The sequence below is a fragment of the Actinacidiphila paucisporea genome, assembly GCF_900142575.1.
GTDB classification, from domain to species: Bacteria; Actinomycetota; Actinomycetes; order Streptomycetales; family Streptomycetaceae; genus Actinacidiphila; species Actinacidiphila paucisporea.
This window is the reverse complement of the sequence record NZ_FRBI01000006.1, coordinates 343,577-365,576: the sequence shown is the minus strand read 5'-3', so window position 1 is coordinate 365,576 and position 22,000 is coordinate 343,577. Positions and strand designations below refer to the sequence as shown.

Annotated in this window: 20 protein-coding genes; 8 read left to right on the top strand and 12 right to left on the bottom strand. The window is 73.9% G+C overall.

Annotated features, from left to right (window positions below; all coding sequences use genetic code 11):
- Window positions 1-1,295: discoidin domain-containing protein (locus BUE44_RS13065; protein WP_073497502.1), on the top strand; the 1,295-nt coding region annotated here is incomplete at its 5' end.
- Window positions 1,296-1,496: 201 nt separating this feature from the next.
- On the opposite strand, the gene BUE44_RS13060 is transcribed toward BUE44_RS13065, so the two are convergent.
- Complete coding sequence (locus BUE44_RS13060) at window positions 1,497-3,083, bottom strand: VWA domain-containing protein (protein ID WP_073497499.1); 1,587 nt, start codon at window positions 3,081-3,083, stop codon at window positions 1,497-1,499.
- Window positions 3,084-3,209: 126 nt separating this feature from the next.
- On the opposite strand from BUE44_RS13060, the gene BUE44_RS13055 reads away from it, so the two are divergent.
- Window positions 3,210-3,599, top strand: coding sequence for a TOBE domain-containing protein (locus tag BUE44_RS13055; RefSeq protein WP_073497497.1), 390 nt, complete (start codon window positions 3,210-3,212; stop codon window positions 3,597-3,599).
- Between the two features lie 20 nt (window positions 3,600-3,619).
- Here BUE44_RS13055 and BUE44_RS13050 read toward each other — a convergent pair whose 3' ends face one another.
- On the bottom strand, window positions 3,620-4,480 hold the full coding sequence (locus BUE44_RS13050; protein WP_073497495.1) for an Fpg/Nei family DNA glycosylase: 861 nt from the start codon (window positions 4,478-4,480) through the stop codon (window positions 3,620-3,622).
- 122 nt (window positions 4,481-4,602) lie between these two features.
- Here BUE44_RS13050 and BUE44_RS13045 point away from each other — a divergent pair, with 122 nt between their 5' ends.
- Complete coding sequence (locus tag BUE44_RS13045; protein WP_073497493.1) at window positions 4,603-5,643, top strand: winged helix DNA-binding domain-containing protein; 1,041 nt, start codon at window positions 4,603-4,605, stop codon at window positions 5,641-5,643.
- Between the two features lie 120 nt (window positions 5,644-5,763).
- On the opposite strand, the gene glnA is transcribed toward BUE44_RS13045, so the two are convergent.
- On the bottom strand, window positions 5,764-7,173 hold the full coding sequence (gene glnA, locus BUE44_RS13040; protein ID WP_073497490.1) for a type I glutamate--ammonia ligase: 1,410 nt from the start codon (window positions 7,171-7,173) through the stop codon (window positions 5,764-5,766).
- Window positions 7,174-7,370: 197 nt separating this feature from the next.
- Here glnA and BUE44_RS13035 point away from each other — a divergent pair, with 197 nt between their 5' ends.
- A complete protein-coding gene (locus BUE44_RS13035; protein WP_073497488.1) occupies window positions 7,371-7,838 on the top strand; it encodes an RDD family protein in 468 nt (155 codons plus the stop codon).
- Window positions 7,839-7,920: 82 nt separating this feature from the next.
- On the opposite strand, the gene BUE44_RS13030 is transcribed toward BUE44_RS13035, so the two are convergent.
- The 4 genes from BUE44_RS13030 to lipB all read right to left on the bottom strand — a co-directional run bounded on the left by BUE44_RS13030 (window position 7,921) and on the right by lipB (window position 11,047).
- On the bottom strand, window positions 7,921-8,601 hold the full coding sequence (locus BUE44_RS13030; protein ID WP_073497486.1) for a DUF4191 domain-containing protein: 681 nt from the start codon (window positions 8,599-8,601) through the stop codon (window positions 7,921-7,923).
- Between the two features lie 55 nt (window positions 8,602-8,656).
- Complete coding sequence (locus tag BUE44_RS13025; protein ID WP_073497484.1) at window positions 8,657-8,896, bottom strand: SCO2195 family GlnR-regulated protein; 240 nt, start codon at window positions 8,894-8,896, stop codon at window positions 8,657-8,659.
- A gap of 336 nt (window positions 8,897-9,232) precedes the next feature.
- Window positions 9,233-10,180, bottom strand: a complete 948-nt coding sequence (lipA, locus tag BUE44_RS13020; RefSeq protein ID WP_073497482.1) for a lipoyl synthase — start codon at window positions 10,178-10,180, stop codon at window positions 9,233-9,235.
- Window positions 10,181-10,255: 75 nt separating this feature from the next.
- Complete coding sequence (gene lipB, locus BUE44_RS13015; RefSeq protein WP_079189691.1) at window positions 10,256-11,047, bottom strand: lipoyl(octanoyl) transferase LipB; 792 nt, start codon at window positions 11,045-11,047, stop codon at window positions 10,256-10,258.
- Window positions 11,048-11,289: 242 nt separating this feature from the next.
- On the opposite strand from lipB, the gene BUE44_RS13010 reads away from it, so the two are divergent.
- The 4 genes from BUE44_RS13010 (at window position 11,290) to BUE44_RS12995 (ending at window position 16,781) form a co-directional block, all read left to right on the top strand.
- Entirely contained in the window at window positions 11,290-12,885 is a 1,596-nt protein-coding gene (locus BUE44_RS13010) for a regulator (RefSeq protein ID WP_235002094.1), read from the top strand.
- Window positions 12,886-13,129: 244 nt separating this feature from the next.
- Window positions 13,130-14,122 carry an AAA family ATPase gene (locus tag BUE44_RS13005; protein ID WP_143172502.1) on the top strand — a complete coding sequence of 331 codons (993 nt, stop codon included), beginning with the start codon at window positions 13,130-13,132 and terminating at the stop codon, window positions 14,120-14,122.
- Complete coding sequence (locus tag BUE44_RS13000; protein ID WP_073497478.1) at window positions 14,110-15,276, top strand: DUF58 domain-containing protein; 1,167 nt, start codon at window positions 14,110-14,112, stop codon at window positions 15,274-15,276. Before BUE44_RS13005 ends, BUE44_RS13000 begins: the two co-directional genes overlap by 13 nt.
- Window positions 15,277-15,281: 5 nt before the next feature.
- Window positions 15,282-16,781 (top strand): transglutaminase domain-containing protein, encoded by a 1,500-nt coding sequence (locus BUE44_RS12995; protein WP_073497476.1) that lies wholly within the window; start codon window positions 15,282-15,284, stop codon window positions 16,779-16,781.
- Here BUE44_RS12995 and BUE44_RS12990 read toward each other — a convergent pair.
- From BUE44_RS12990 to BUE44_RS12970, 5 genes are all read right to left on the bottom strand, one after another.
- Entirely contained in the window at window positions 16,756-17,499 is a 744-nt protein-coding gene (locus BUE44_RS12990) for a hypothetical protein (protein ID WP_073497473.1), read from the bottom strand. The genes BUE44_RS12995 and BUE44_RS12990 overlap by 26 nt on opposite strands.
- A 64-nt stretch (window positions 17,500-17,563) precedes the next feature.
- Window positions 17,564-18,118, bottom strand: a complete 555-nt coding sequence (locus BUE44_RS12985) for a hypothetical protein (protein WP_073497470.1) — start codon at window positions 18,116-18,118, stop codon at window positions 17,564-17,566.
- Window positions 18,119-18,908: 790 nt separating this feature from the next.
- Window positions 18,909-20,180, bottom strand: coding sequence for an NAD(P)/FAD-dependent oxidoreductase (locus tag BUE44_RS12980; RefSeq protein WP_235002092.1), 1,272 nt, complete (start codon window positions 20,178-20,180; stop codon window positions 18,909-18,911).
- Window positions 20,181-20,323: 143 nt separating this feature from the next.
- Entirely contained in the window at window positions 20,324-21,220 is an 897-nt protein-coding gene (locus tag BUE44_RS12975; protein ID WP_073497468.1) for a TIGR01777 family oxidoreductase, read from the bottom strand.
- A 119-nt stretch (window positions 21,221-21,339) separates the two neighbouring features.
- Window positions 21,340-21,852, bottom strand: a complete 513-nt coding sequence (locus BUE44_RS12970) for a DUF4240 domain-containing protein (protein WP_073497466.1) — start codon at window positions 21,850-21,852, stop codon at window positions 21,340-21,342.
- Window positions 21,853-22,000: the final 148 nt, after the last annotated feature.

The window sequence follows — 22,000 nt, the reverse complement described above, 5'->3', positions numbered from 1 at the left end:
CCGCGTGCCTGGACGTCGTCAACTGGTTCAAGAACCAGGGCTGCTACGTCATCGGCGGAGTCCCGACCTGGTGGCGCACCGGCGACCGCGACTCCCGGCCCGGATTCATCGACGTCTACCACGCCTTCCACATGATCAGCCCGTGGATGGTCGGCCGGATCGGCAGCGTCGCCGACGCCGACAACTTCTACAACGTCGCCACCGTCCCCGACCTGGCCGACTGCGCCGCCCACGGCATCGACTACCAACCCTGCGTCCTGCCCGGCACCCTCAACCTGCGCCAACGCGCCCACGGCGACTTCATGTGGCGCCAGTTCTACAACATGACCAAAGCCGGCGTCCAAGGCATCTACATCTCCATGTTCGACGAGTACAACGAAGGCAACCAGATCGCCAAAACCGCCGAGACCCAGGCATGGACGCCCACCAACTCCGGACTCCTCGCCCTCGACGAAGACGGCACCGCCTGCTCCGCCGACTACTACCTACGCCTCACCGGCGACGGCGGCCGCATGCTCAAAGGCCAGATCGCCCTCACCCCCACCCGCCCCACCCAACCGGTCCTCAGCGGCGGCGGCGACACCGTACCGCCGAGCGCCCCCGGCGCCCTGCAGTCCACCGGCCACACCGACACCACGGTCGCCCTGGCCTGGACCGCGGCCACCGACAACGTCGGCGTCACCGGCTACCGCGTCCTGCGGGTCAGCGGCGGCACCGGCACCCAGGTCGGCACCACCTCAGGCACCGCCTTCACCGTCACCGGCCTCACCCCCGCCACCGCCTACACCTTCGACGTGGTGGCGCTCGACGCGGCCGGCGGCGTGTCGCAGCCCTCCAACCAGGTCACCGTCACCACCGACGCGACCTCCTCCACCACCGACCTGGCCCTGCACAAGCCGACCTCGGAGAGCAGCCACACCCAGAACTACGGCTCGGGCAACACCGTCGACGGCGACCAGAACACCTACTGGGAGAGCGCTAACAACGCCTTCCCGCAGTGGCTCCAGGTCGACCTCGGCGGCGCCACCACCGTCAAGCGGATCGTGGTCGACCTGCCACCGGCCACCGCGTGGGCCACCCGCAGCCAGACCATCGCGGTCCAGGGCAGCACCGACGGCGGCACCTTCAGCACCCTGCTGGCCGCCGGCGCCCACACCTTCGACCCGGCCACCGGCAACACCTCGACGCTCACCCTGCCGAGCGCCGCGACCACCCGCTACGTCCGGCTGGTCTTCACCGCCAACACCGGCTGGCCGGCCGGCCAGGCATCGGGACTGCACGTCTTCAACGCCTGACCGCGGGCGCGCCCCCGCACGCAGCGGCGGTACGGCGGAGACGCCATCCCCCGGCCGTACCGCCGCCGCGTCCGTCCCCGGGCTCGGCCGTCCGTCCCCGGGCTCGGCCGTCCGGCCTCGGGCTCGGCCGTCCGGCCTCGGGCTCGGCCGTCCGGCCTCGGGCTCGGCCGTCCGGCCTCGGGCTCGGCCGTCCGGCCCGGCTCAGCGCAGGATGCCCGCCCCTCTGGCGGCCTTCAGCCAGGACGGGAACTCGGTGAGGATGCGGTCGTACAGCTCGGCGTCCGACAGCGTCGCGATGTCGTCCACGGCGAAGAAGCCGACATTGTCCACCCGCCGGCCGCCCATCGTGTCGAAGCGCTCCAGGATGCCGTAGTTCGACCGGCCCAGGCCCACGAACTGCCAGAAGATCGGCTCCTCCACCGCCGCCCGCAGCTGCTGCTCGATCTCCGCGTTGCGGTGCACCCCGCCGTCGGAGAAGAACAGCACGAAGGTCGGGTCCTGCGACGGCTCCGCGCGGACGAAGTCGCGCACCTGCGCGATGACCTTCTGCTCCTCGTTCTGGATGCCGACCGCCCGCATGTCGACCTGGCCTGGCTGCAACCCGCGCGGCGGCTTCTTGCGGCGGCCGAAGAGCACCAGCTCGCCGATCCGCACGTGCAGCGCGATCCAGCCCGGCAGGTCGCCCAGGGTCAGCGGCGGCAGCCGGGCCGGGTTGCTGGCGAAGGTCCAGGCCTGCATCGTGCCGTCGTGCGCCAGCTGGGCCGCGACCGCCGCCATCCGCTCCACCACACCGGCGACCACACCGCCCGCGTACAGCTTCGCCATCGAGCCCGAGGCGTCGAGCACCAGCACGATACGGGCGGTGGCGCCCTCGGCGCCGTGCTTGCGCAGGCTCACCGCGACCTGCTCCTTGCGCAGCGACAGGCGCTTGCGCATGTCGATGGGCAGGTCCTCCTCGCCCTTGACCATGCGGGGGGCGCCGGTCGGGGCGGGCGCCGGGGCCGGGGCTCCGTAGGGGTTCCCCCCGTACGCGGGCGGCGGCGGCAGCGGGGCCGCGGGGCCCGTGGGCGCGGGCGGCGGGTAGGCGTTCGGGGTCGGCGCGGGGTACGCGGGCGGGGCCGGCGGCGGGTACGCGGTCGCCGGGGGACCCGCCGGCGGTGGCGGCGGAGGCGCCGGGCGCCGGTAGGCGGGGGGAGCGGGCGGCGGTGTGGCGGGCCGGGGCGCCGCGGGGGTGTGCGCGGCGGTGTTGTCCTCGTCCACCGTGATCCCGAAGTCCGTCGCGAGCCCCGCCAGCCCGGCCGCGTAACCCTGCCCGATCGCCCGGAAGCGCCAGCCGCCGTCCCGCCGGTAGAGCTCGCCGCCGACCAGCGCGGTCTCGGTCGCCGCCGTGAAGTCGAAGTGCGCCAGCTCCGTACCGGAACCGGCGTCCAGCAGCCGCAGCCCGAGACCCGACAGCGCGCCGAAGGTCCCGGTGTCCACCGACGCGGCCAGCACCACCCGGTCGACCACCGCTTCCAGCCCGGCGAGGTCCACCTCGACCGCGTCGGTCACGGTGCCGCCCGCGGCGCCCTGCTTGCCCATGTGGCGTACCGCGCCCGAAGCGTGCCGCGGCTGGTTGTAGAAGACGAAGTCGTCGTCGCCGCGCACCTTCCCGTCCCGCGTCAGCAGCAGCGCGGACGCGTCCGGGTCCGTCCCGCCGGGCGGCCCGGCGGTCCAGGTCAGCACCACCCGTACGGCGGAGGCGGTCACCGGCGTGTTGGCACCCTTGCTCAGCGGCTTCGACGTCATGGCGCAAGTCTGCCCCGCCGCCCCCGAGTGCGCCGAGGGATTCACCGGTCCAGGTGGCTGGCGAGTCGGGGTCCTTCCGCGGTCCTGCCGCGTCCCCGGCTGCCGGCGTCGCAATAGGCTGGGGCCATGCAGTCGTACACCATCGGCCAGGCCGCCCGCCTGCTCGGCGTCAGCCCGGACACCGCACGACGCTGGGCCGACGCGGGCCGCGTCGCCACGCACCGCGACGACGCGGGGCGCCGGCTGATCGACGGCCGCGACCTGGCCGCCTTCGCCGTCGAGATCGCCCACACCGACGACGCGGAGACCTCGACCACGTCGGTGCGCAACGCCTTCCCCGGCATCGTGACGGCCGTCAAGCTCGGCGACGTCGCCGCCCAGGTCGAGATCCAGGCCGGCCCGCACCGGCTGGTCTCCCTGGTCACCCGCGAGGCCGTCGAGGAACTGGGCCTCGAAGTCGGCGCGGAGGCCGTCGCCCGGGTGAAGTCCACCAGCGTGCACATCGACCGCGCCTGACCGCTCCCCGCCCGCGCCGGCTACTTGAGCAGCCGGGACATCCGGCGGTCGGCCAGCGGCTTGCCGCCGGTCTGGCAGGTCGGGCAGTACTGCAGCGACGAGTCGCGGTACGACACCTCGCGGATGGTGTCCCCGCACACCGGGCACGGCTCGCCCCTGCGCCCGTGCACCCGCAGCCCGCTCTTCTTCTCCGCCTTCAGATCGCGCAGCGGCAGGCCCCGCGACCGCTCGACGGCGTCCGCCAGCGTCGTACCCAGCACCTCGTGCAGCCGCGCCACCTCGTCGGGCGTCATCGCCGCCGCGAGCTTGAACGGCGACATCTTCGCCGCGTGCAGGATCTCGTCGGAGTACGCGTTGCCGATCCCCGCGATCACGCTCTGGTCCCGCAGCACCCCCTTGACCTGCCGCCGCTCGCCGCGCAGCAGCCCCGCGAAGACCTCCTCCGTGAAGCCCGCGTCCAGCGGGTCGGGCCCGAGCCGCGCGATCCCCGGCACCTGCTGCGGATCGCGTACGACATAGACGGCCAGGTGCTTCTGCGTCCCGGCCTCCGTCACGTCGAAGCCGCCCCCGCCCGCCATCCGCACCCGCAGCGCCAGCGGCCCCTTCCCGCCCTTCGGCGGGCCCTCCGGCAGCTCGTCGTGCCACCGCACCCACCCCGCCCTGGCCAGGTGCATCACCAGATGCAGCCCCTCGGCCTCCACCCCCAGGAACTTCCCGTACCGCCCCACCCCGCCGACCCGCCGCCCCTCCAGCTCGCCGACCGCCGGGTCGTACGTCTTCAACGCGTGGAAGGCCACCGGATACACCCGCTCCACGGCCCCTCCGACGACGTGACCAGCGAGAAACCGCACCAACGACTCGACCTCAGGCAACTCCGGCATGCCTTCAGTGTGCCCCTTTTCCCCCGGTTGCGTCGGTGGCGGTGTCCCCCCGAGGCCCTGACCGCCGCGCGGCTCCCTCCCCTTCGGGATAATCGACGCGGCCGTCAGAGAGGACCACGCCGATGACCGACGACGACACCGTCCGCCTGCTGCGGGCCCGGGCGCAGGCACTGGCGGGCGGCGTGCGCGAAGCCTCGGCGGAGGCGGTCGTCAGACGGGTCTTCGCGGTGCAGGCCCAGGACGCCACGGCGGCCGACCTGGGTATCCGGGCACGGGCCCGGGACCTCACCCGGCAGGCGGTACGCGCGGCGTACGACGACGAGCGGAGCATCGTACGCGGCTGGTTCATGCGCGGCACCCTCCACACCGTCCACGCCGAGGACGTCCACTGGCTGCTGCGGCTGCTCTCCCCGCGGACCCTGGCCGCCGGCCGCCGCCGCTACCAGCAGCTCGGCCTCGACGAGGACCTGCGCGAGCGCTCCGACCGGCTGATCGAGCGGGCCCTGTCCACGCACGGCCCGCTCACCCGAGCCGAGTTGACCGACCGCCTCACCGCACTCGGCGTCCCGCCGGAGGGCCAGGCCCCCTTCCACCTGATCCGCCACGCGGCTCTCACCGGCGTCCTGTGCCACGGCCCCCACCGAGCCGGCGAGCCCACCTACGCCCTGCTCGCCGACTGGCTGCCCACCCCCACCACCCCCGACCGGGATGCCCCCACCGCCCTGGCCGAACTCGCCCGCCGCTACCTCGCGGCGCACGCCCCCGCCACCGCCCAGGACTTCGCCACCTGGTCCGGCCTCCCGATCACCGCGGTCCGCACCGCCTGGAAGTCACTCCCCGACCCGGGCCACCTCGAGCCGCCGCCCCCGGCACCCACCGACGTCCGCCTGATCCCGGCCTACGACGACTACCACCTCAGCCACTCCACCCAGCCGCTGTCCGTCCCCGCCGCCCACCGCCCCCACATCTGGCCGGGCGGCGGCGTCATCCGCCCCACAGCCCTCGCCAACGGCCTGACCTTCGCCACCTGGACCCGCACCCCCGTCCAGCTCCACCCCTTCACCCCCGTCCCCCCCGACCTCCAGCCGTCCCTCGACCAGGAAGTCGCCGCGGTCACCCACTTCCTGACCCCCACCCCGCCGCCGGGCGCCAAGCCCGGCTGAGGCGGACCGGCTCGTGCGCGAGCACAAAACCGTGGGCCGTCGCCTCCATGACGGAAGCGACGGCCCACGGCTCACGGACGGCCCCGGGGGAGCGGAGACCCGCTCTGGCCCGGGGTCTTCCTAGATGTCGAAGTACAGCTCGAACTCGTGCGGGTGCGGGCGGAGCTGGATCGGGGCGATCTCGTTCGTGCGCTTGAAGTCGATCCACGTCTCGATCAGGTCGGCGGTGAAGACGCCGCCGGCCTGGAGGTAGTCGTTGTCGTTCTCCAGGGCGGTGAGGACGGCCGGGAGGGAGGTGGGGACCTGGGGGACGCTCGCGTGCTCCTCGGGGGCGAGCTCGTAGAGGTCCTTGTCGATCGGCTCGGCCGGCTCGATCTTGTTCTTGACGCCGTCGAGGCCCGCGAGGAGCAGGGCGGAGAAGGCGAGGTAGGGGTTCGAGGACGGGTCCGGGGCGCGGAATTCGACGCGCTTGGCCTTGGGGTTGGAGCCCGTGATCGGGATGCGCATCGCGGCGGAGCGGTTGCGCTGGGAGTAGACCAGGTTGACCGGGGCCTCGAAGCCGGGGACCAGGCGGTGGTAGGAGTTCACCGTCGGGTTGGTGAAGGCCAGCAGCGACGGGGCGTGCTTGAGGATGCCGCCGATGTAGTAGCGGGCGGTGTCCGACAGGCCCGCGTAGCCCTGCTCGTCGTAGAAGAGCGGGGTGCCGCCCTGCCAGAGCGACTGGTGGACGTGCATGCCGGAGCCGTTGTCACCGAAGATCGGCTTGGGCATGAAGGTCGCGGTCTTGCCGTTGCGCCAGGCGACGTTCTTCACGATGTACTTGAAGAGCATCAGGTCGTCGGCGGCGGCCAGCAGCGTGTTGAACTTGTAGTTGATCTCGGCCTGGCCCGCGGTGCCGACCTCGTGGTGCTGACGCTCGACCTGGAGGCCGGCCGCCTCGAGTTCGAGGCTGATCTCGGCGCGGAGGTCGGCGAAGTGGTCGACCGGCGGGGCGGGGAAGTAGCCGCCCTTGTAGCGGACCTTGTAGCCGCGGTTGTTCTCCACCGAGCCGGTGTTCCAGGCGCCGGCCTCGGAGTCGATGTGGTAGAACGACTCGTTCGCGGACGTCTGGAAGCGGACGTTGTCGAAGACGTAGAACTCCGCCTCCGGACCGAAGTACGCGGTGTCCGCGATACCGGTGGACGTCAGGTACGCCTCCGCCTTCTTCGCCACGTTCCGCGGGTCACGGCTGTACTGCTCGCCGGTGATCGGGTCGTGGATGAAGAAGTTGATGTTGAGCGTCTTGTCCTTGCGGAACGGGTCCACGCGCGCGGTCGACAGGTCGGCGCGCAGCGCCATGTCCGACTCGTGGATGGCCTGGAAGCCGCGGATGGACGAGCCGTCGAAGGCCAGTTCCTCGGTCGGGTCGAACGACGAGACCGGGACCGTGAAGTGCTGCATCACACCGGGCAGGTCGCAGAACCGGACGTCGACGAACTTGACGCCCTCGTCCGAGATGAACTTGTTGACGTCGTCGGCGTTCTGGAACATCCAACTCCTCCTAGGCCCGGCCCCGCGGGTCGGGTTGGCGGTCGAGGTGCGGCCAGTGCGGTGGCGCACACTGCCCTGACCTTAGGGATCAGGGATTTCTCCAGCATGACCCATTTGTTTCGTAGACGTTAACCGCGACGCCGCACGGTCGGTCCCCGCCCTGTGGGGGTGGGCCGTGCGGGGGTTACCGTTGTCAGGTGGACAACAGGGAAGTAATCGGATCGTGGCTGTCGGGGCCCCGTGCGGCCGCCGAGCAGATGGGCGCGGACTTCGGCTACCGGGGCGAGCGGCTCGGTCTGCCCAAGGACGGACCCGGATCCCTCGCATCGGTCGGCAGGCGGATCGCCGCACTGTTCGTCGACTGGGTTCTCAGCGTGTTGATCGCATACGGTCTGATCGCGCACCGTAATCTGCACCAGGCGAACAACTGGGCGCTCGTCGTCTTCGCCGTGGTGAGCGTGATCGGTCTCGGACTCGTCGGCAGCACACCGGGAAAGTTGATCATGCGCATCCGGGTCGTCCAGGTGGACGGCAACCGGCTCAGCCCGCTGGGCGCCCTCCTGCGTACGCTGCTGCTGGTCCTGGTCGTGCCGGCCGTCGTCTTCGACCGCGACACCCGCGGCCTGCACGACAGGGCCGTCAAGTCGGTCCAGGTCCGCATCTGAGGCGTGGAAGCGGAGAAGCGCAGAAGCAAGGCGCAAAAAAGAAGGGCGTCCCCGCGTGGGGGCGCCCTTCCTCGTCAGGGGGTCAGCGACCCCGCGGCATCCGCATGCCTTTCGGCATCGGGCCCTTGGGGATCGGCATGTTCGACATCAGGTCGCCCAGCGACTTGAGGCGGTCGTTGACCTCGGTGGTCTTCGGGCCGCTCAGCGTGCGCGGGAGGCGCAGCAGCGTCGCGCGCAGCTTCTTGAGCGGCAGCTGGCCCTCGCCGTTGCCGACGACGAAGTCGTGGACCGGCACGTCGTAGACGACCCGGGAGACTTTCTTCTTCTCGTTGGCCAGCAGGCCCTTGACCCGGTTGGGGTTGCCCTCGCCGACCAGCACCACACCGGCCTTGCCGACCGCCCGGTGGACGACGTCCTGGCTCTTGTTCATGCCCACCGCCGGCGACACCGTCCAGCCGCGGCCGATGTTCTGCAGCACGGCGGCAGCCGCGCCCGGCTTGCCCTCCAGCTGCCCGAAGGCGGCCCGCTCGGCGCGGCGGCCGAAGACCACCGCCATCGCGAGCAGCGCCAGCAAAAGCCCCAGGATCGCGGCCCAGATGGGGTGACCGATCAAGAAGCCGAGGGCGAGGATGACACCGAAGGTGACGATTCCCACAGCCGCAATGACAAGCCCGATCTTGGAGTCGGCCTGCCTGGTCATCTTGTAGGTCTGGACGATCTGTGCCAGTCGCCCAGGGTTCTCGGATGTTTCCTTCCTCGCCATGTGGCAAAGGATACGTGGCCGCCCGCTCACCCGTCACCGCGGCCACCCGCCGCGATCACTCGCGTACGGCGTCCCCGCGCACGCCTGTCAGCAGGGCGGCCAGCTCGTGCTCCGCCTCCCTGCGGTCCTTGGCGCGCTGGCGGTCGGCGACCACCGACGCCCAGGCGTTGCGGCGGGCGGTCTGCTGGCCGCCGCGCAGCAGAAAGCTTTCTACGGCCCGCAGCGCACCGGACACCGGAGCGTGCGTGGGCAGCTGGAGATACGGACGGGCGTGGACCGACTCGGACGGCGGCATGGCGTCCCCCTCAGGGCAGCGAGCGCAAAGGCAACGGGACAACGAGAGAACCGGACGTGCTGATCTGCTGACGTGCGGTGCGAAGCAAAGGGTGGAGCCGAGAATGGTGGAACCAGGCTCGCCACATCGTGTTACCAGCCGGTGACCACTCGGTCAATCTCACATGAAAGCCTCGTCGCCGCCCGCGCACCGCCCCGCCAGGTCACTCTTCCGGCAGGGCGATACACCCGGGTGAGGGGTCTCACACCGGGCCGGCGACCACCGGCCGTACGGTGCTCGGGCCCGCCGGTCGTACGGTGCTCGCGCCCACCGACCGTGACGGGCACGCGCCCGCCGTCATACCGCCTGGCGGCGGTCGACGGCCTGCTGGAAGAGCCGCCCCGCGCGGTAGGACGAGCGGACCAGCGGCCCGGACATCACACCCGCGTAGCCGATCTCCTCGGCCTCCTCCTTCAGCTCCACGAACTCGGCCGGCTTCACCCACCGCTCCACCGGGTGGTGCCGCACCGAGGGCCGCAGGTACTGCGTGATCGTGATCAGCTCGCAGCCGGCGTCGTGCAGGTCCTGCAGCGCCTGGCTGATCTCCTCGCGCTCCTCGCCCATGCCCAGGATCAGGTTGGACTTGGTGACCAGGCCCGCCTCCCGCGCCCGGGTGATGACCTCCAGCGAGCGCTCGTAGCGGAAACCGGGGCGGATGCGCTTGAAGATCCGCGGCACCGTCTCGACGTTGTGCGCCAGCACCTCGGGGCGGGCGCCGAAGACCTCGGCGAGCTGCGCGGGCTCGGCGTTGAAGTCGGGGATGAGCAGCTCGACCTTGGTCCGTCCGGCGGACCGGTCGGCGGTCATGGCGTGGATCTGCCGGACGGTCTCGGCGTACAGCCACGCGCCGCCGTCCTCCAGGTCGTCGCGCGCCACGCCGGTGATCGTGGCGTAGTTCAGGTCCATCGTGACGACGGACTCGCCGACCCGGCGCGGCTCGTCGCGGTCGAGGGCCTGCGGCTTGCCGGTGTCGATCTGGCAGAAGTCGCAGCGCCGGGTGCACTGGTCGCCGCCGATGAGGAAGGTCGCCTCGCGGTCCTCCCAGCACTCGTAGATGTTGGGACAGCCCGCCTCCTGGCACACCGTGTGCAGGCCCTCGCTTTTGACGAGCTTCTGCATCTGGGTGTACTCGGGACCCATCTTCGCCCGGGTTTTGATCCACTCGGGCTTGCGCTCGATGGGGGTCTGACTGTTGCGGACCTCCAGGCGCAGCATCTTGCGTCCGTCGGGTGCGACTGCGGACACGACCGGCTCCCTAAAGCTGAGAATGTGCCTACGGCTTAGATTCTTCGGTGAACGCCAGGGTACGCCCCGGAATTCCTAGACGGCCCGGGGGAGCGGGACGGCCGCGGTCAGCACCGCGTCGAGGTGCTTGCGCACCACGGGCAGCACCTCGGCCACGCTCACGTCCCGGCCCAGCTCCTCGGACAGCGACGTGACGCCCGCGTCCCTGATGCCGCACGGCACGATCCGGTCGAACCAGGTGGTGTCGGGGTTGCAGTTCAGGGCGAAGCCGTGCATGGTCACGCCCTTGGCGACGCGGATGCCGATCGCGGCGAGCTTGCGGTCCTCGCGGCGCTGGCCGGCGTTGGAGGGGGCGTACTCGGGGCCGTTCAGCCGCGGATCGAACTCGTCGTCGGCCAGCCGCGGGTCGAAGTCCAGCACGAGGCCGCCGGCGCTCCCCGCCGTGCTCCGCTGCTCGACCGGGTCGCCCAGCACCCACACGCCCGAGCGGCCCTCCACCCGGCTGGTCCGCACGCCGAACTCCGCCGCCGTCGCGATCAGCGCGTCCTCCAGCCGCCGCACATGGGCCACGACGTCGACCGGGCGGGGCAGCTTCAGGATCGGGTAGCCCACCAGCTGGCCGGGGCCGTGCCAGGTGATCTTGCCGCCGCGGTCCACGTCCACCACGGGGGTCCCGTCGAGCGGCCGCTCGCTGTCGGCCGTGCGGCGGCCCGCCGTGTAGACCGGCGGGTGTTCGAGCAGCAGGCACGTGTCCGGGATCTCGTCGGCGAAGCGGGCCGCGTGCACCGTGCGCTGCCGTTGCCAGGCCTCCCCGTACTCCACGGCGTCAGCCCCGAAACCCAGGTGAACGAACTGCAGCTCACTCACGACGACGACTCCTCTGCTGTGCGATACGCGCCCCTGCAACTGTACGGCGGCGGCGCGCGCCGGCCTGCTCCGGGCAGCGCCATACCACGGTGGCTCGTACCGGTGCGGACGGCTTACCCGGCAATGATGACTGTTGTCGCTCAATCGGACGAATATGCGGCTCTTGCGGTGAGCTGGGTGGCGCTGACCGTTACATTCACGCCGATCTGAAGACACTGCAGAGGAAGTGGGCCGCACCGCCGATGACGGACCGTGCCACGCAGCGAACCCCGAACGGACCCACCACCGGCCCGGCCGCCCGGCCGGGGCGCGGCGCAGCCGGACCCCCGCACCACCCGCCCGGCGACCAGGGGGAGGCGGGCGAGGAGGGGGCCGGTGAGAAGGCCGCCCGCACCGGCCGGCCGCTCCGGCGCAACACCCGCCTCGCCGCCCTCATCGCGGAGGCCGGCTTCTCGCACGCCGGCCTCGCCCGCCGCGTCGACCGGCTCGGCCAGGAGCACGGGCTCGACCTGCGCTACGACAAGACGTCCGTGACCCGCTGGCTGCGCGGCCAGCAGCCGCGTGGCACCTCGCCCGCGCTCATCGCCGAGGTCTTCACGCAGCGGCTCGGCCGCCGGCTGTCCGCGCAGGACCTCGGCCTCGACGCGTGCGCGCCGGTCTACGCCGGGCTCGAATACGCCGCCACCCCCGGCGAGGCGGTCGACATCGTCAGCGGGCTGTGGCGCAAGGACACCGGGAACCAGGCGGAGCTGCGCAAGATCGCGTTCAGCCCGGCGGGGCTCGTCGTCCCCAGCAGGGACTGGCTGATCGGCTCGGCGGACGACACGGTCACCCGCCGGGGGGCGGTGCGGGTGCCCGCGCAGATCCGCGGCACTCCGCGGCCGGGGCGGGACTTACGGCCCGCAGCGCAGGGCGCCGCCCCCGCGGGGCGGGTCGGGGCCGGCGACATCGCGGCGCTGCGGTCCGTCGGCGACCTCTTCCGCACCCTCGACCACGCCTACGGCGGCGGGCACGCCCGCCAGGCCCTCGTCCGCTACCTCGAACACGAGGCCGAGCCGATGCTGCGCGGCAGTTATGGCGAGGTCCAGGGCCGGCGGCTCTTCTCCTGCGTCGCCGACCTGACCCGGCTGGCCGGCTGGACGTCGTACGACATCGGCGCGCACGGCCTGGCCCAGCGCTACTTCGTCCAGTCGCTGCGGCTCGCCCAGGCCGCCGGCGACCGGGTCTACGGCGGCTACGTCCTGGTCACGATGAGCCGCCAGGCCGTCTACCTCGGGCACGGGCGCGAGGCCGTACAGCTGGCGCGGGTCGCCCAGCAGGGCATCGGCACGGGAGCGCCGCCCGCCGTCCAGGCCCTGACGCACGCGGCCGAGGCCCGCGGGCACGGTGTGCTCGGCGAGTCCCGCGCCTGCACGGCGGCGCTGTCCCAGGCGGAGCGCGCCTTCGCCGCCGCCCGGCCGGGGGACGAACTGCCGCCCTGGGCGCGGTTCTTCGACGAGGCGCAGCTCGCGGACGAGTTCGCGCACTGCCACCGGGACCTCCAGCAGCACCGGGCGGCCGTCCGGCAGGCGGAGCACTCGCTCCGGCTGCGCGCACCCGGCTACGCGCGCAGCCGGCTCTTCTGCCGGGCCGTCCTGGCCTCGGCCCGGCTCGCGCTGGGCGAGGTCGACGCCGCCTGCGCCCTGGGCACCGAGGTCGTCCGTCAGGCCGCGGACATGCGGTCCGCCCGCGCGGCGGAATACGCCCGCGACTTCGCCCGCCGCCTCGACCCCCACCGCGACTCCGCCGCCGCCAGGGCCTTCTTCACCCGGGCGGACGCCGCCGGCTTCGCCTTCTGAGCCCCTTCGGGCCCTTCGGGCCCTTCGGGCCCTTCGGAACCTCAGGCCTCGCGCCCTTTCGGGGCCCGCGGGTCCCTGCGGGACCGCCCTGCGCCCGTCGCAGTAGCGCCTCGTACCGAAGGTGTGCGAGTGGTCGGGTTCACGCACTCCCGGCCGGTCACCGACGGTACGTTCGCGGTGACGGTACGGGCGCCCGCCCCGGCCGGTCGCGATCCGGCCGGGGGGCCGGAGCCAGGGGGTGCTGATGTCCGCCACTGCTGTGGCCGGGGGTACGGACTGGGCGGAGCGGATCCGTACCGGTCTGATCCAGCCGGTGGAGCGCGCCTTCGCTGGACAGCGGGCGGCGGTGGAGATGGCCGCGATCTGCCTGCTGGCCGGCGGGCACCTGCTGGTCGAGGGCAAGCCGGGCACCGGCAAGACCACGCTGGCGCGGGCCATCGCGGCCTGCCTCGGGCCGGCGCCGGGCGTCACGGCGTGGCGGCGGGTGCAGTTCACCCCCGACCTGCTGCCCGCCGAGATCACCGGCTACGAGCAGCCGCTGCTGACCGGCGGCCTGAGCGACTTCCGGCCCGGGCCGCTGTTCGCCCATGTGGTCGTCGCCGACGAGATCAACCGGGCCTCGCCCCGGACGCAGTCCGCGCTGCTCGAAGCCATGGAGGAGGGCAGGGTCACCGTCGCCGACCGCACCCACCGGCTGCCCGACCCCTTCTTCGTGGTCGCCACCCAGAACCCGGTGGACCTCAACGGCACGTATCTGCTGCCCGAGGCGGAACTGGACCGCTTCATGATCCGGGTGGGCGTCGGCTTCCCCGCGCGGGAGGCCGAGGTGGCGATCGCCGCGGGCCGGCTGGCCGACCCCGGCGACCCCGGGAACTTCGGGGAGCCGACGCTGCATGCCGCCGACATCGTGGCCGCACGCCGCGCCCTCGCCGCCGTGACCGCCACCGACACCCTGGTCGGCTACGCCGTCGACCTCGCCGAGGCGACCCGTACCACCGGGGCCCTGACCCACGGCGTCAGCGTCAGGGCCACCCGCGCCCTGGTGGCCGCGGCCCGCGCCCGCGCCTTCCTCGACGGCCGCGCCCATGCCGACGCCAAGGACGTCCAGCGGCTGGCCGTACCGGTGCTGGCCCACCGGGTGGAGCCCTCGGGCGCCGCGACGGGCGACCCGGCGGCGGTGATCACCGAGCTGGTAACCCGCGTGACCGCCCCGGAGAACGCCGCATGCGCGCCCTGAGGGCCGCGGACGGCAGGCGCATACGGCTGACGACCGTCGGCCGGTGGGGCGGCGGTGCGGGCACCGCCGCGGTCGTGCTCGGGGCCGCCGGCGGGCTGCGCCCGCTCTTCGGCGTCGGCGCCGCCGCGCTGCTGGCCTGCGCCGCGGCCTGGGCCGACGGGCGGTTCGGGCGGCGGCCCGGCGTCGCCCGCGCCTCGCTGCCCGCCGCGTCGTTCGTCCGCGGCGAGCAGCCGCGGCTGCGCTGCGCCCCGGCCGGACGCGCCGGCGCCGCGACACCCGCGATCCGCGGCACGCTGGACGACGCGCTGCCGGACGGCGCACGCACGCTGCCGCTCGCCGGGCGCGGCTGGACCGCCGCCTGCCCCGCCCTCCCCCGCGGCGTGTGGCGGCTCGGCCCGGCCGTCGCCGAATACCACGACCCGCTCGGCCTCGCGGTGACCCGCACGCGACCGTCGCCGCCCGGCGCGCCGTTCACCGTCCGCCCGCGCACCCCGGCCGTCCTGCCGTGGGTGACGGAGGCCGCCGCGGCCCACGCCTTGGGCGCCGCCCGGCTCGACACGGACGAGGCGTTCGAGATCCACGGCCTGCGCCCCTACGCCCCAGGCGACGACCCGCGCCTGCTCGACTGGCGCGGCACCCTGCGCACCGGCGCCTTCCACGTCCGCGAACGGCGCGGCGGCGGCTCGGCACCCGCCGCGGTCCTGCTGGACACCGCCGCGCCGGACGGCGAGGCCTTCGAGACGGCGGTCGACTGCGCGGCCGCCGTCGCACTGAGCGTCCTGCGCCTCGGCCTCCCGGTCACCCTGGCCGGTCTCGGTGGCGCCCCCCGGCTGGCCACCCCGGGGGCGGAAGCCGCAGCGGGCGTCCTGGACCTCCTGGCCCGCGTGACCCCGCGTCAGGACACCTCCACCACCGCCCTCGCCCGCCTCGCCGCGGCTGTCCAGAACGGCGCCCTCGCGGTCCTGGCCACCACCCGCGACCCCGCCCTGTGGCGCCCGGCCCTGTCCGCCCTGAGCGCCCACCGCGCCACGGTGATCTGCCTGCACGCGGTCCCGCCGGGCCCCGCACCGTCCGGCCCGCGCCGATACGCCGGCTTCCGCGTGCTGCGGATCACGTCCGTGGAGGACCTCGCCGACATGCCGCTGGGGCGGTGACGGACATGGGACGGGTCTGGGAGGCGCTGCTGGCCGCGACCGTGGCGGCGACGCTCGCCGGGATGCTGCTCGCCGCGCGGCGGGGCGGACCGGCCGGGTGGTGGCGGAGCGCGGGCGCGGTGGGGATCGTCGCGTGCGTCGCGGCCGGCGGGGTGTTCGTTTCGCCGCCGCACCTGCCGGCGCACCGCGACGCCGTGGCCCGGCGGCACGCGGATGCCCCCGAGACCGATCCGCTGTCCCGGCTGCCGCGATGGACCGGCGCCCCGAGCGCGCCGGTCCTGCACGCCCGCTTCACCGGGGCGCCGGGCGCGGCCGGGCGGTTGTGGCCGCTGCTCGCCTACGGCACCTACCGCGGCGGCACCGGCTGGCAGTCGTCGCCCGCCCTCACCGCGCTGCCGGCGGGCAGCGCCGGCACCGGGGTCGACGTCGTGCTCGCACATGCCGAGCGCCTGGTGCCGCACCCCTTCGGCGTACGGTCCGCGCGACCGGCAGGCACCGGCTACGACCCGCGGACCGAGGCCGTACGCACTCCCGCCGCGGGCACGGCGTACTCCCTGACCTTGGACGTCACCCCCCGTACTACGGCGGGGGCGCCGCTCGCCGTCCCGCCGAGCACCGGCTGCGCGGGCCCCGAATTGCGCCGGCTGGTCGACCGGGTGCACCGGCAACTTCCCGTGGCCGGCCAGCTGGCGGAGCTGGCACAGGTGGTCGCCGGGGCGGGCAGCGCGGACGCCACCGGCCCGGTCGAGGACGGTTGCGACGGGGTGACGGCGGCGCTGCGGGAAGGACACGGCACCAGCGACCAGTACGCGACCGCGTTCGCCCTCGCGGCCCGGATGCTCGGCGCGTCCAGCCGGGTGGTGGCGGGATTCGCGCCGCGGCGGCAGGTCGCGGCGGACGGCGGGCTCGACATCCTCGGCGGCGACGCCGTGGCCTGGCCGCAGATCGCCTACGGCGGTGGACTCTGGGTGGACTACTGGCCGCTGCCCGGCCGTACGGCCGCCGGCGGACACGTCCCCTCCCCGGAGCCCGCGGCGGCCACGCCACCCGACGCGGGGTCTCCCGGTGGCGGCTCCGCGTGGCCGGGCCACGCGGCGTCGCTGCTGTTCCTCGCCGCGGGCGCCGCCCTGCTGCTGTCCGCGGCCGCCGCGGGCGCCGTCGTCCTGCGCGCCCGGCGCGCCGAGCGGCTGCGCGACCGGGCGCGGATGTGGGACGAGCTGAGCCCCCGGCAGCGCATCCTGAGCCTGTGGGCGCGCTCGCTGCGCGACAGCGGGACTCCCCCTTCGCCGTCGACAACCGCCCGCGACGTCGGCGCGGCCACCGGGTTGCCGCCGCTGCGGGAGCTGGCACAGCTGGTGGACCGCACGCTCTACGCCCCCGCGGCGCCGCAGGGGACCGCGGAGGCCGAGCAGGCCGCGCGGCTCGCGGCGGCGGTCCGCGCCGGAGCGGGCGCGGACCGCCGCCGCGGGCGCAGGAGACTCAGCAGTCGCCGGCCTCCATGTTGACGGTGACCTCGTCGAGCTTCACGCTCCCGGACGGCGCCGTGACCGCCTGCCCCGCCTGCCACTTCGCGGCCTGCCGCGCCCCGCTCGGCGACAGCCAGTAGGTGAGGATCTGGGCCGCGCCGTACTCGTGGCAGCTGCCGTAGACCTGCAGATCCTTGGCCCAGGTGGTGGCGCCGACCTGACGGGCGTGCCCGGCGTCGATGGGTGAGCCCCCGTACATCGGCCGGTCGGCCAGCGGTGTGCCCCGGCCGTTCGTCAGAATCCTGACGAACACCCACAGCCGGCCCTGCGCGGCGTCCTCCGGATAGCCCGTGACCTTGAGCGTGATCACCGGATACGGCGACTTGAGGGTCGCCCCGGTGCAGGGGCTGACGAAGGCCGCGGTGAAGCCGTGCGCCTTCCTCGGCGTGGCGCACGGCTTGTCGACGACCGGGGGCGCGGTCGTCACCGGCGGTGTGGTGGATGCCGGGGGAGCGGGCACGCCGGTGACGACCGTCCCTGCGGGGGGACCGATGTGATCGCCGGAGTCGCCGCCGGTGGCGACGAGAGTGCCGATCAGGGTGAGCAGTCCGGCGACCACCAGGCCCGCCGCGCCGATCACCGCGACCTGGATCTTCGTCCTGGGTGTCTCGACCTCGACCGTGCCGCCGTCGGCGGCGGCCGGAGGCGTGCTGCTGCCGGTCCCGTCGGAGGGCGTCGGCTCGTCGTTCTCTGGCATGCGGGGCCGTCCTTTCGGCTGCGCTGCGGGATCTGGCGGGTGGTGCGCGGGGGGCCGCGCAGGGTCACGGACCCGTGGGTGACGCGGTGGTGGGCGACGGCCCGGTCGGCGAGGGGCTGGTCGGTGATGGGCCGGTGGGCGACGGGCTGGTCGGTGACGGGCCGGTGGGCGACGGTGTCGTCGGCTCGGGGTCCGGGCTCGCCGTCGGGTCGGGGCCGGTCGTCGTCGGGTCGGCCGGCGGCGTGCTCTCGTCGCAGGAGCCGCGCCGGGTGACCGTCACCTCGTCCATCAGCTCGCTGCCCGCGGGCATACGGCCGATGGCCGCACCCTGCCGCCAGGTGTGCAGCGCCGTTTCCACGCCGTCCTGGGTCAGGAGGTAAATGCTCAGCTTCGTCAGGCCGCGGTCGTGGATACAGGGTTTTCCGATCTGCACCGAGCCCGACCAGGTGCTGTTGTTCCTGCCCGACAGGAAGTAGTCCGTGAGCACCGCGTAGACGGGCCGCTCTTTGATCGGCCCGTCCTTGTCCGTGAGGACGGTCTCGACGACTGTGACAGCTCCGTGGCCGGCCGCCGGATAGGCCGAGACGTGAATGGACAGCGCCGGATAGGTGGCGACCACGGATTTCTCACACGGAAAGACGAATTCGGCCCGGAAACCGTGGACGGCTCTCGGTGAGCCGCACCCCGCCGGTGCGGGCGGCCGCGTGCTCCCGGCGGGGCCGGTGGTGCGGGCGGGCTTCCCGGTACCGCCCGCCTCGCCGCTCGTGTCCCCCGTGCCCGGCGGCCCCGGTGACGTGCCGTCCCCGCGCCCCGGGGTGCCGGAGGTGGTTCCCGGCCCCGCCGTCGCGGGCCCGCCGCCCGGCGGTGGCCCGGTGCTCGTCGTCGGGGGAACGCCCGTGGCGGGCGCCATTCCCGATGGCGCGTCCGGAGGCGCCGACGTTCTGACAAGCCGCATCTGATCGACGCCGACGGACGTACGGGGCAATTGTGCGCCGACTTCGAGGACGAGCCCGGCGACGACGCAGGTAAGCGTGCAGGCGATGACGACTAATCGGGAGTCGCGCAATCCCCCCATGTCGTTCCCCCCGGGAGGTCAAAGACCCGCTGATGCGGGCTTTGCCGAAAGTATAGCGACGGCTCTGCCGGGTGACGGCGAATCCGAATAACCGCCGGGCCGATCTCGCGCCGGTTTTCACGGCGGTGGAACAGCCGGTGCGTATTCGCATTACTGCGACGCGGGAGGCGCCCCCACCCAGAGCTTCGCCTGAGGGTGCCCCCCGCCCCCGGCGGGTGCCATCCGACGTCGCGGGCAACCTCCCCAGGGTGCGGGGGCCGTATCCCATCCGTGGCCGGCGCCGGGCGGGCGCGGGTGGTCCGTTCGGCGGTGGGTCGCCGGTGGGAGGTGCGGGTCAGGCCGCGGCCCGCTGGGCGGAGGGATGGCGGGCGGTGTCGAGGAGGAGGGTGGTGGCGGCCCGGCGGGCGGAGTGGAGGGCGCCCTGGAGGGTGCTGGTGGTGCGGTGGGAGCCGCAGACGTAGAGGCCGTGCACGAGGCGGACCGGGCGGCGCAGGTCGTGCGGGGCGGGCATCGCGGCGACCGCCTCGGGGTCGGTGTGGATGCCGAGGAGTTCCCAGTCGTCGGTACACGCCTCGTACAGCTCCGCCAGATGCGCCCGCACCGCCTTGTCGGAGTCGCCGTCCGGCGGCGGCCCCAGTACGACCGAGGTGATGAGCGGCCGCCCTCCCGGCGCCCGGAGCGGGTCGACCACGCCGGCCGGCAGCGTGTGCGAGACCGGCCCCAGCCGGTCCGCGTCGAGCACCAGCACCGGTTCGCGCAGGGGGGCGACCCGCGCGGTGTGGTGGAAGACGGTGACCTGGTGGAAGGCGGGCACCCGCAGCCCGGGCAGCAGGTCCGCGGCCGCCCGCGCCCCGGTCGCCACGAGCACGGCCCGGCAGGGCAGCTCCCTTCCGTCGGCGACCCGGACGCTGCTGACCGCGACCCGCGCCGCGCGCGTACCGAGGCGTACGGTGCCCGGCGGAAGGGCCGCCGCCAGCCGGGCCGGGACACCGGCCGAGCCGCCCGCGGGCAGGCAGGTGCGGCCGCGGGCGAAACCGCGCAGCACCAGGTCCGCGGCGCGGCTGGACGTCTGCAACTCCGGGTCGCACAGCAGCGCGGCCAGCAGCGGCCGCAGGAAGCCGTCGACCGTACGCGGCGCGAACCCGCGCCCGGTCAGCGCCCGCGCGGCCGTCGTCTCGGGGCGGGCGGCGAGCCGCGCGTCCGGCGTGCCGGCCAGCCGGCTGAGCGTGGCGGACAGCAGCGCCCGGTCCAGCGCCGACCCGAGCCCCGACCGGGCGCCCCGCCGGTCGCCGACCCGGTAGCCGCGGCCGCCGGCCCGCACCAGTGCGCCGGGTGCCAGCGGTGCCAGCGGCAGGCCGTGCAGCCCGCGGGTGCGGTGCAGTTCGGGGTAGGAGGTGTTGAGCAGGTGCGGCCGGCGGTCGAGCAGGAAGCCGGCGACCTCGTCGGTGGCCATCCGGCCGCCGACGCGTTCCGCCGCCTCCAGCACGGTCACCGTCAGGCCGGCGTCGAGCAGGTGGTGCGCGGCCGCCAGGCCGGCGGCCCCGGCTCCGATCACGATGACGTCCACAGGTGTTGCGGTGGTCTTGCGGCGTGCTGGCAGAAGCACGATTTCCCTCCCCGAGGTCGGGTCGACTCCCCGCTCGTGTCAGCGACAGCGCAATCCACGCGAAGCGCGGGGCGCAGAACGCTGGTAAGGGTCATGCCCCCATCAAAGGCAACTGATGCGGTCGCAACCGGCTCGATCCGGCCTTATCCGGTACGCAACGCCGCACCGATGGCCTGCTCGATCTCCGGGAAGGCGTACGCGAAGCCGGACTCCAGCAGCCGCTTGGGGCGCACCCGCTGACTGCCGAGCACGTCCCCGGCGAATTCGCCCAGCGCGGCACGCAGCACGGGCGCCGGTACGGCCGCGAGCGTCGGCCGGTGCAGGACGCGGCCCATGGCCGCGGTGACCTCACGGTTCGTCAGCGGCTGAGGGGCCGTCAGGTTGACCGGGCCGGACAGCGCCTCGGTGTCGAGAATGTGCCGCAGCGCGGCGACCTCGTCGTGCAGCGCGATGAAGCTCCAGAACTGCCGGCCATTGCCGAGCCGGCCGCCGAGCCCCGCCTTGAACAGCGGGAACAGCCGTCCCCACGCGCCGCCGTGCGGCGCCACGACCAGTCCCGTACGGGCGAAGGCGGTACGCACCCCGGCCGCCGCGGCCGGCTCCGCCGCGGCCTCCCAGTCCTGGACCAGGTCCGCCAGGAAGCCCGTGCCGGGCGGACTGTCCTCGTCCACCCAGGTGTCGCCGGTGTCGCCGTAGTAGCCGATCGCGGTGCCGCACAGCAGCACTTCCGGGGGCGTGTCCATCGCCGCGACCGCCGCGGCGATCGTCGCCGTCCCCAGCACCCGGCTGTCGTACAGCTCCCTCTTGCGCTCCTCGGTCCACCGCCGGTCGCCCACCCCGGCGCCCGCCAGATGCACGACGGCCCCGCACCCCGCCAGCGCGCCGAGGTCCAGCGCCCGGCGCTGCGGGTCCCACCGGACCTCGTCCGGCGCCTCGGGCTGCCGCCTCACGAGGCGGACGACGTCGTGGCCGTCCCGGGCCAGGGCGGTGGTCAGCGCGGTCCCGATCAGACCGGACGCGCCAGTGACAGCGATACGCATGCCGCCATCCTCCCCCGTGCGACGCCGTGCGAGGCCGCGCCATACGGAGGCGCCGGGCCGCATCTGTTCCGCTGCCCCCTGTGCGACCCGGACGGCGCCTCGGCGAGGGCGCCGCGCTGTCAGGTGAAGCGGGACCAGAGTTGCGGGAAGCGCGCCGCCATGGCGGATTCGTCGTCGAAGTCGAGCGGGTCGCCCTCGGGCCGCTCCTGGTGGGGCAGCCCGAGGTCGGGGAGCCGGACCGCCGTCAGCTGTTCGTACGCCTCGTCCGCGGCGTAGCCCAGATCCTCCGCGTCGCCGTCGTTCTCCGCGTCGAAGTCCGTGACGAGGAAGGCGAGGTCGTCGGGGGAGTGCAGGGCGCCTTCGAAGACGTGCCTGCCCTGGCCGATGAGCCAGCAGCGGAAGTAGTCGAAGGACTCCTCGTCGGCGCCGCCGAGCATGATGTCGGCGGCACCCCACAGGTCCCAGCGGAAGGCCCGGATGAAGCGGGTCTCGAAGTGCCGCGCGAAGTCGATCACCGCCTCGGGGTCGAGCTGGGCAAGGCGTTCGACGAGCAGGTCGGCATGGTCCTCCGGATCGCCGCCCGCCGCCTCGCGCGTACTGTCGACGATCTCCCAGAACTGCGTCTCGTCCATCACCCGTACAGCTTCCCGGTTGGTGTGCGCCGGTGCACGCCCTGTCAGCCGGATGCGTCCGTGTCGTGACGCACACCCGCCGCCCGGGCGACCGGCGCCGGAAGCACCAGGACAGCGATCACGCAGGTTACCAGCCGCGTGAGGGGCG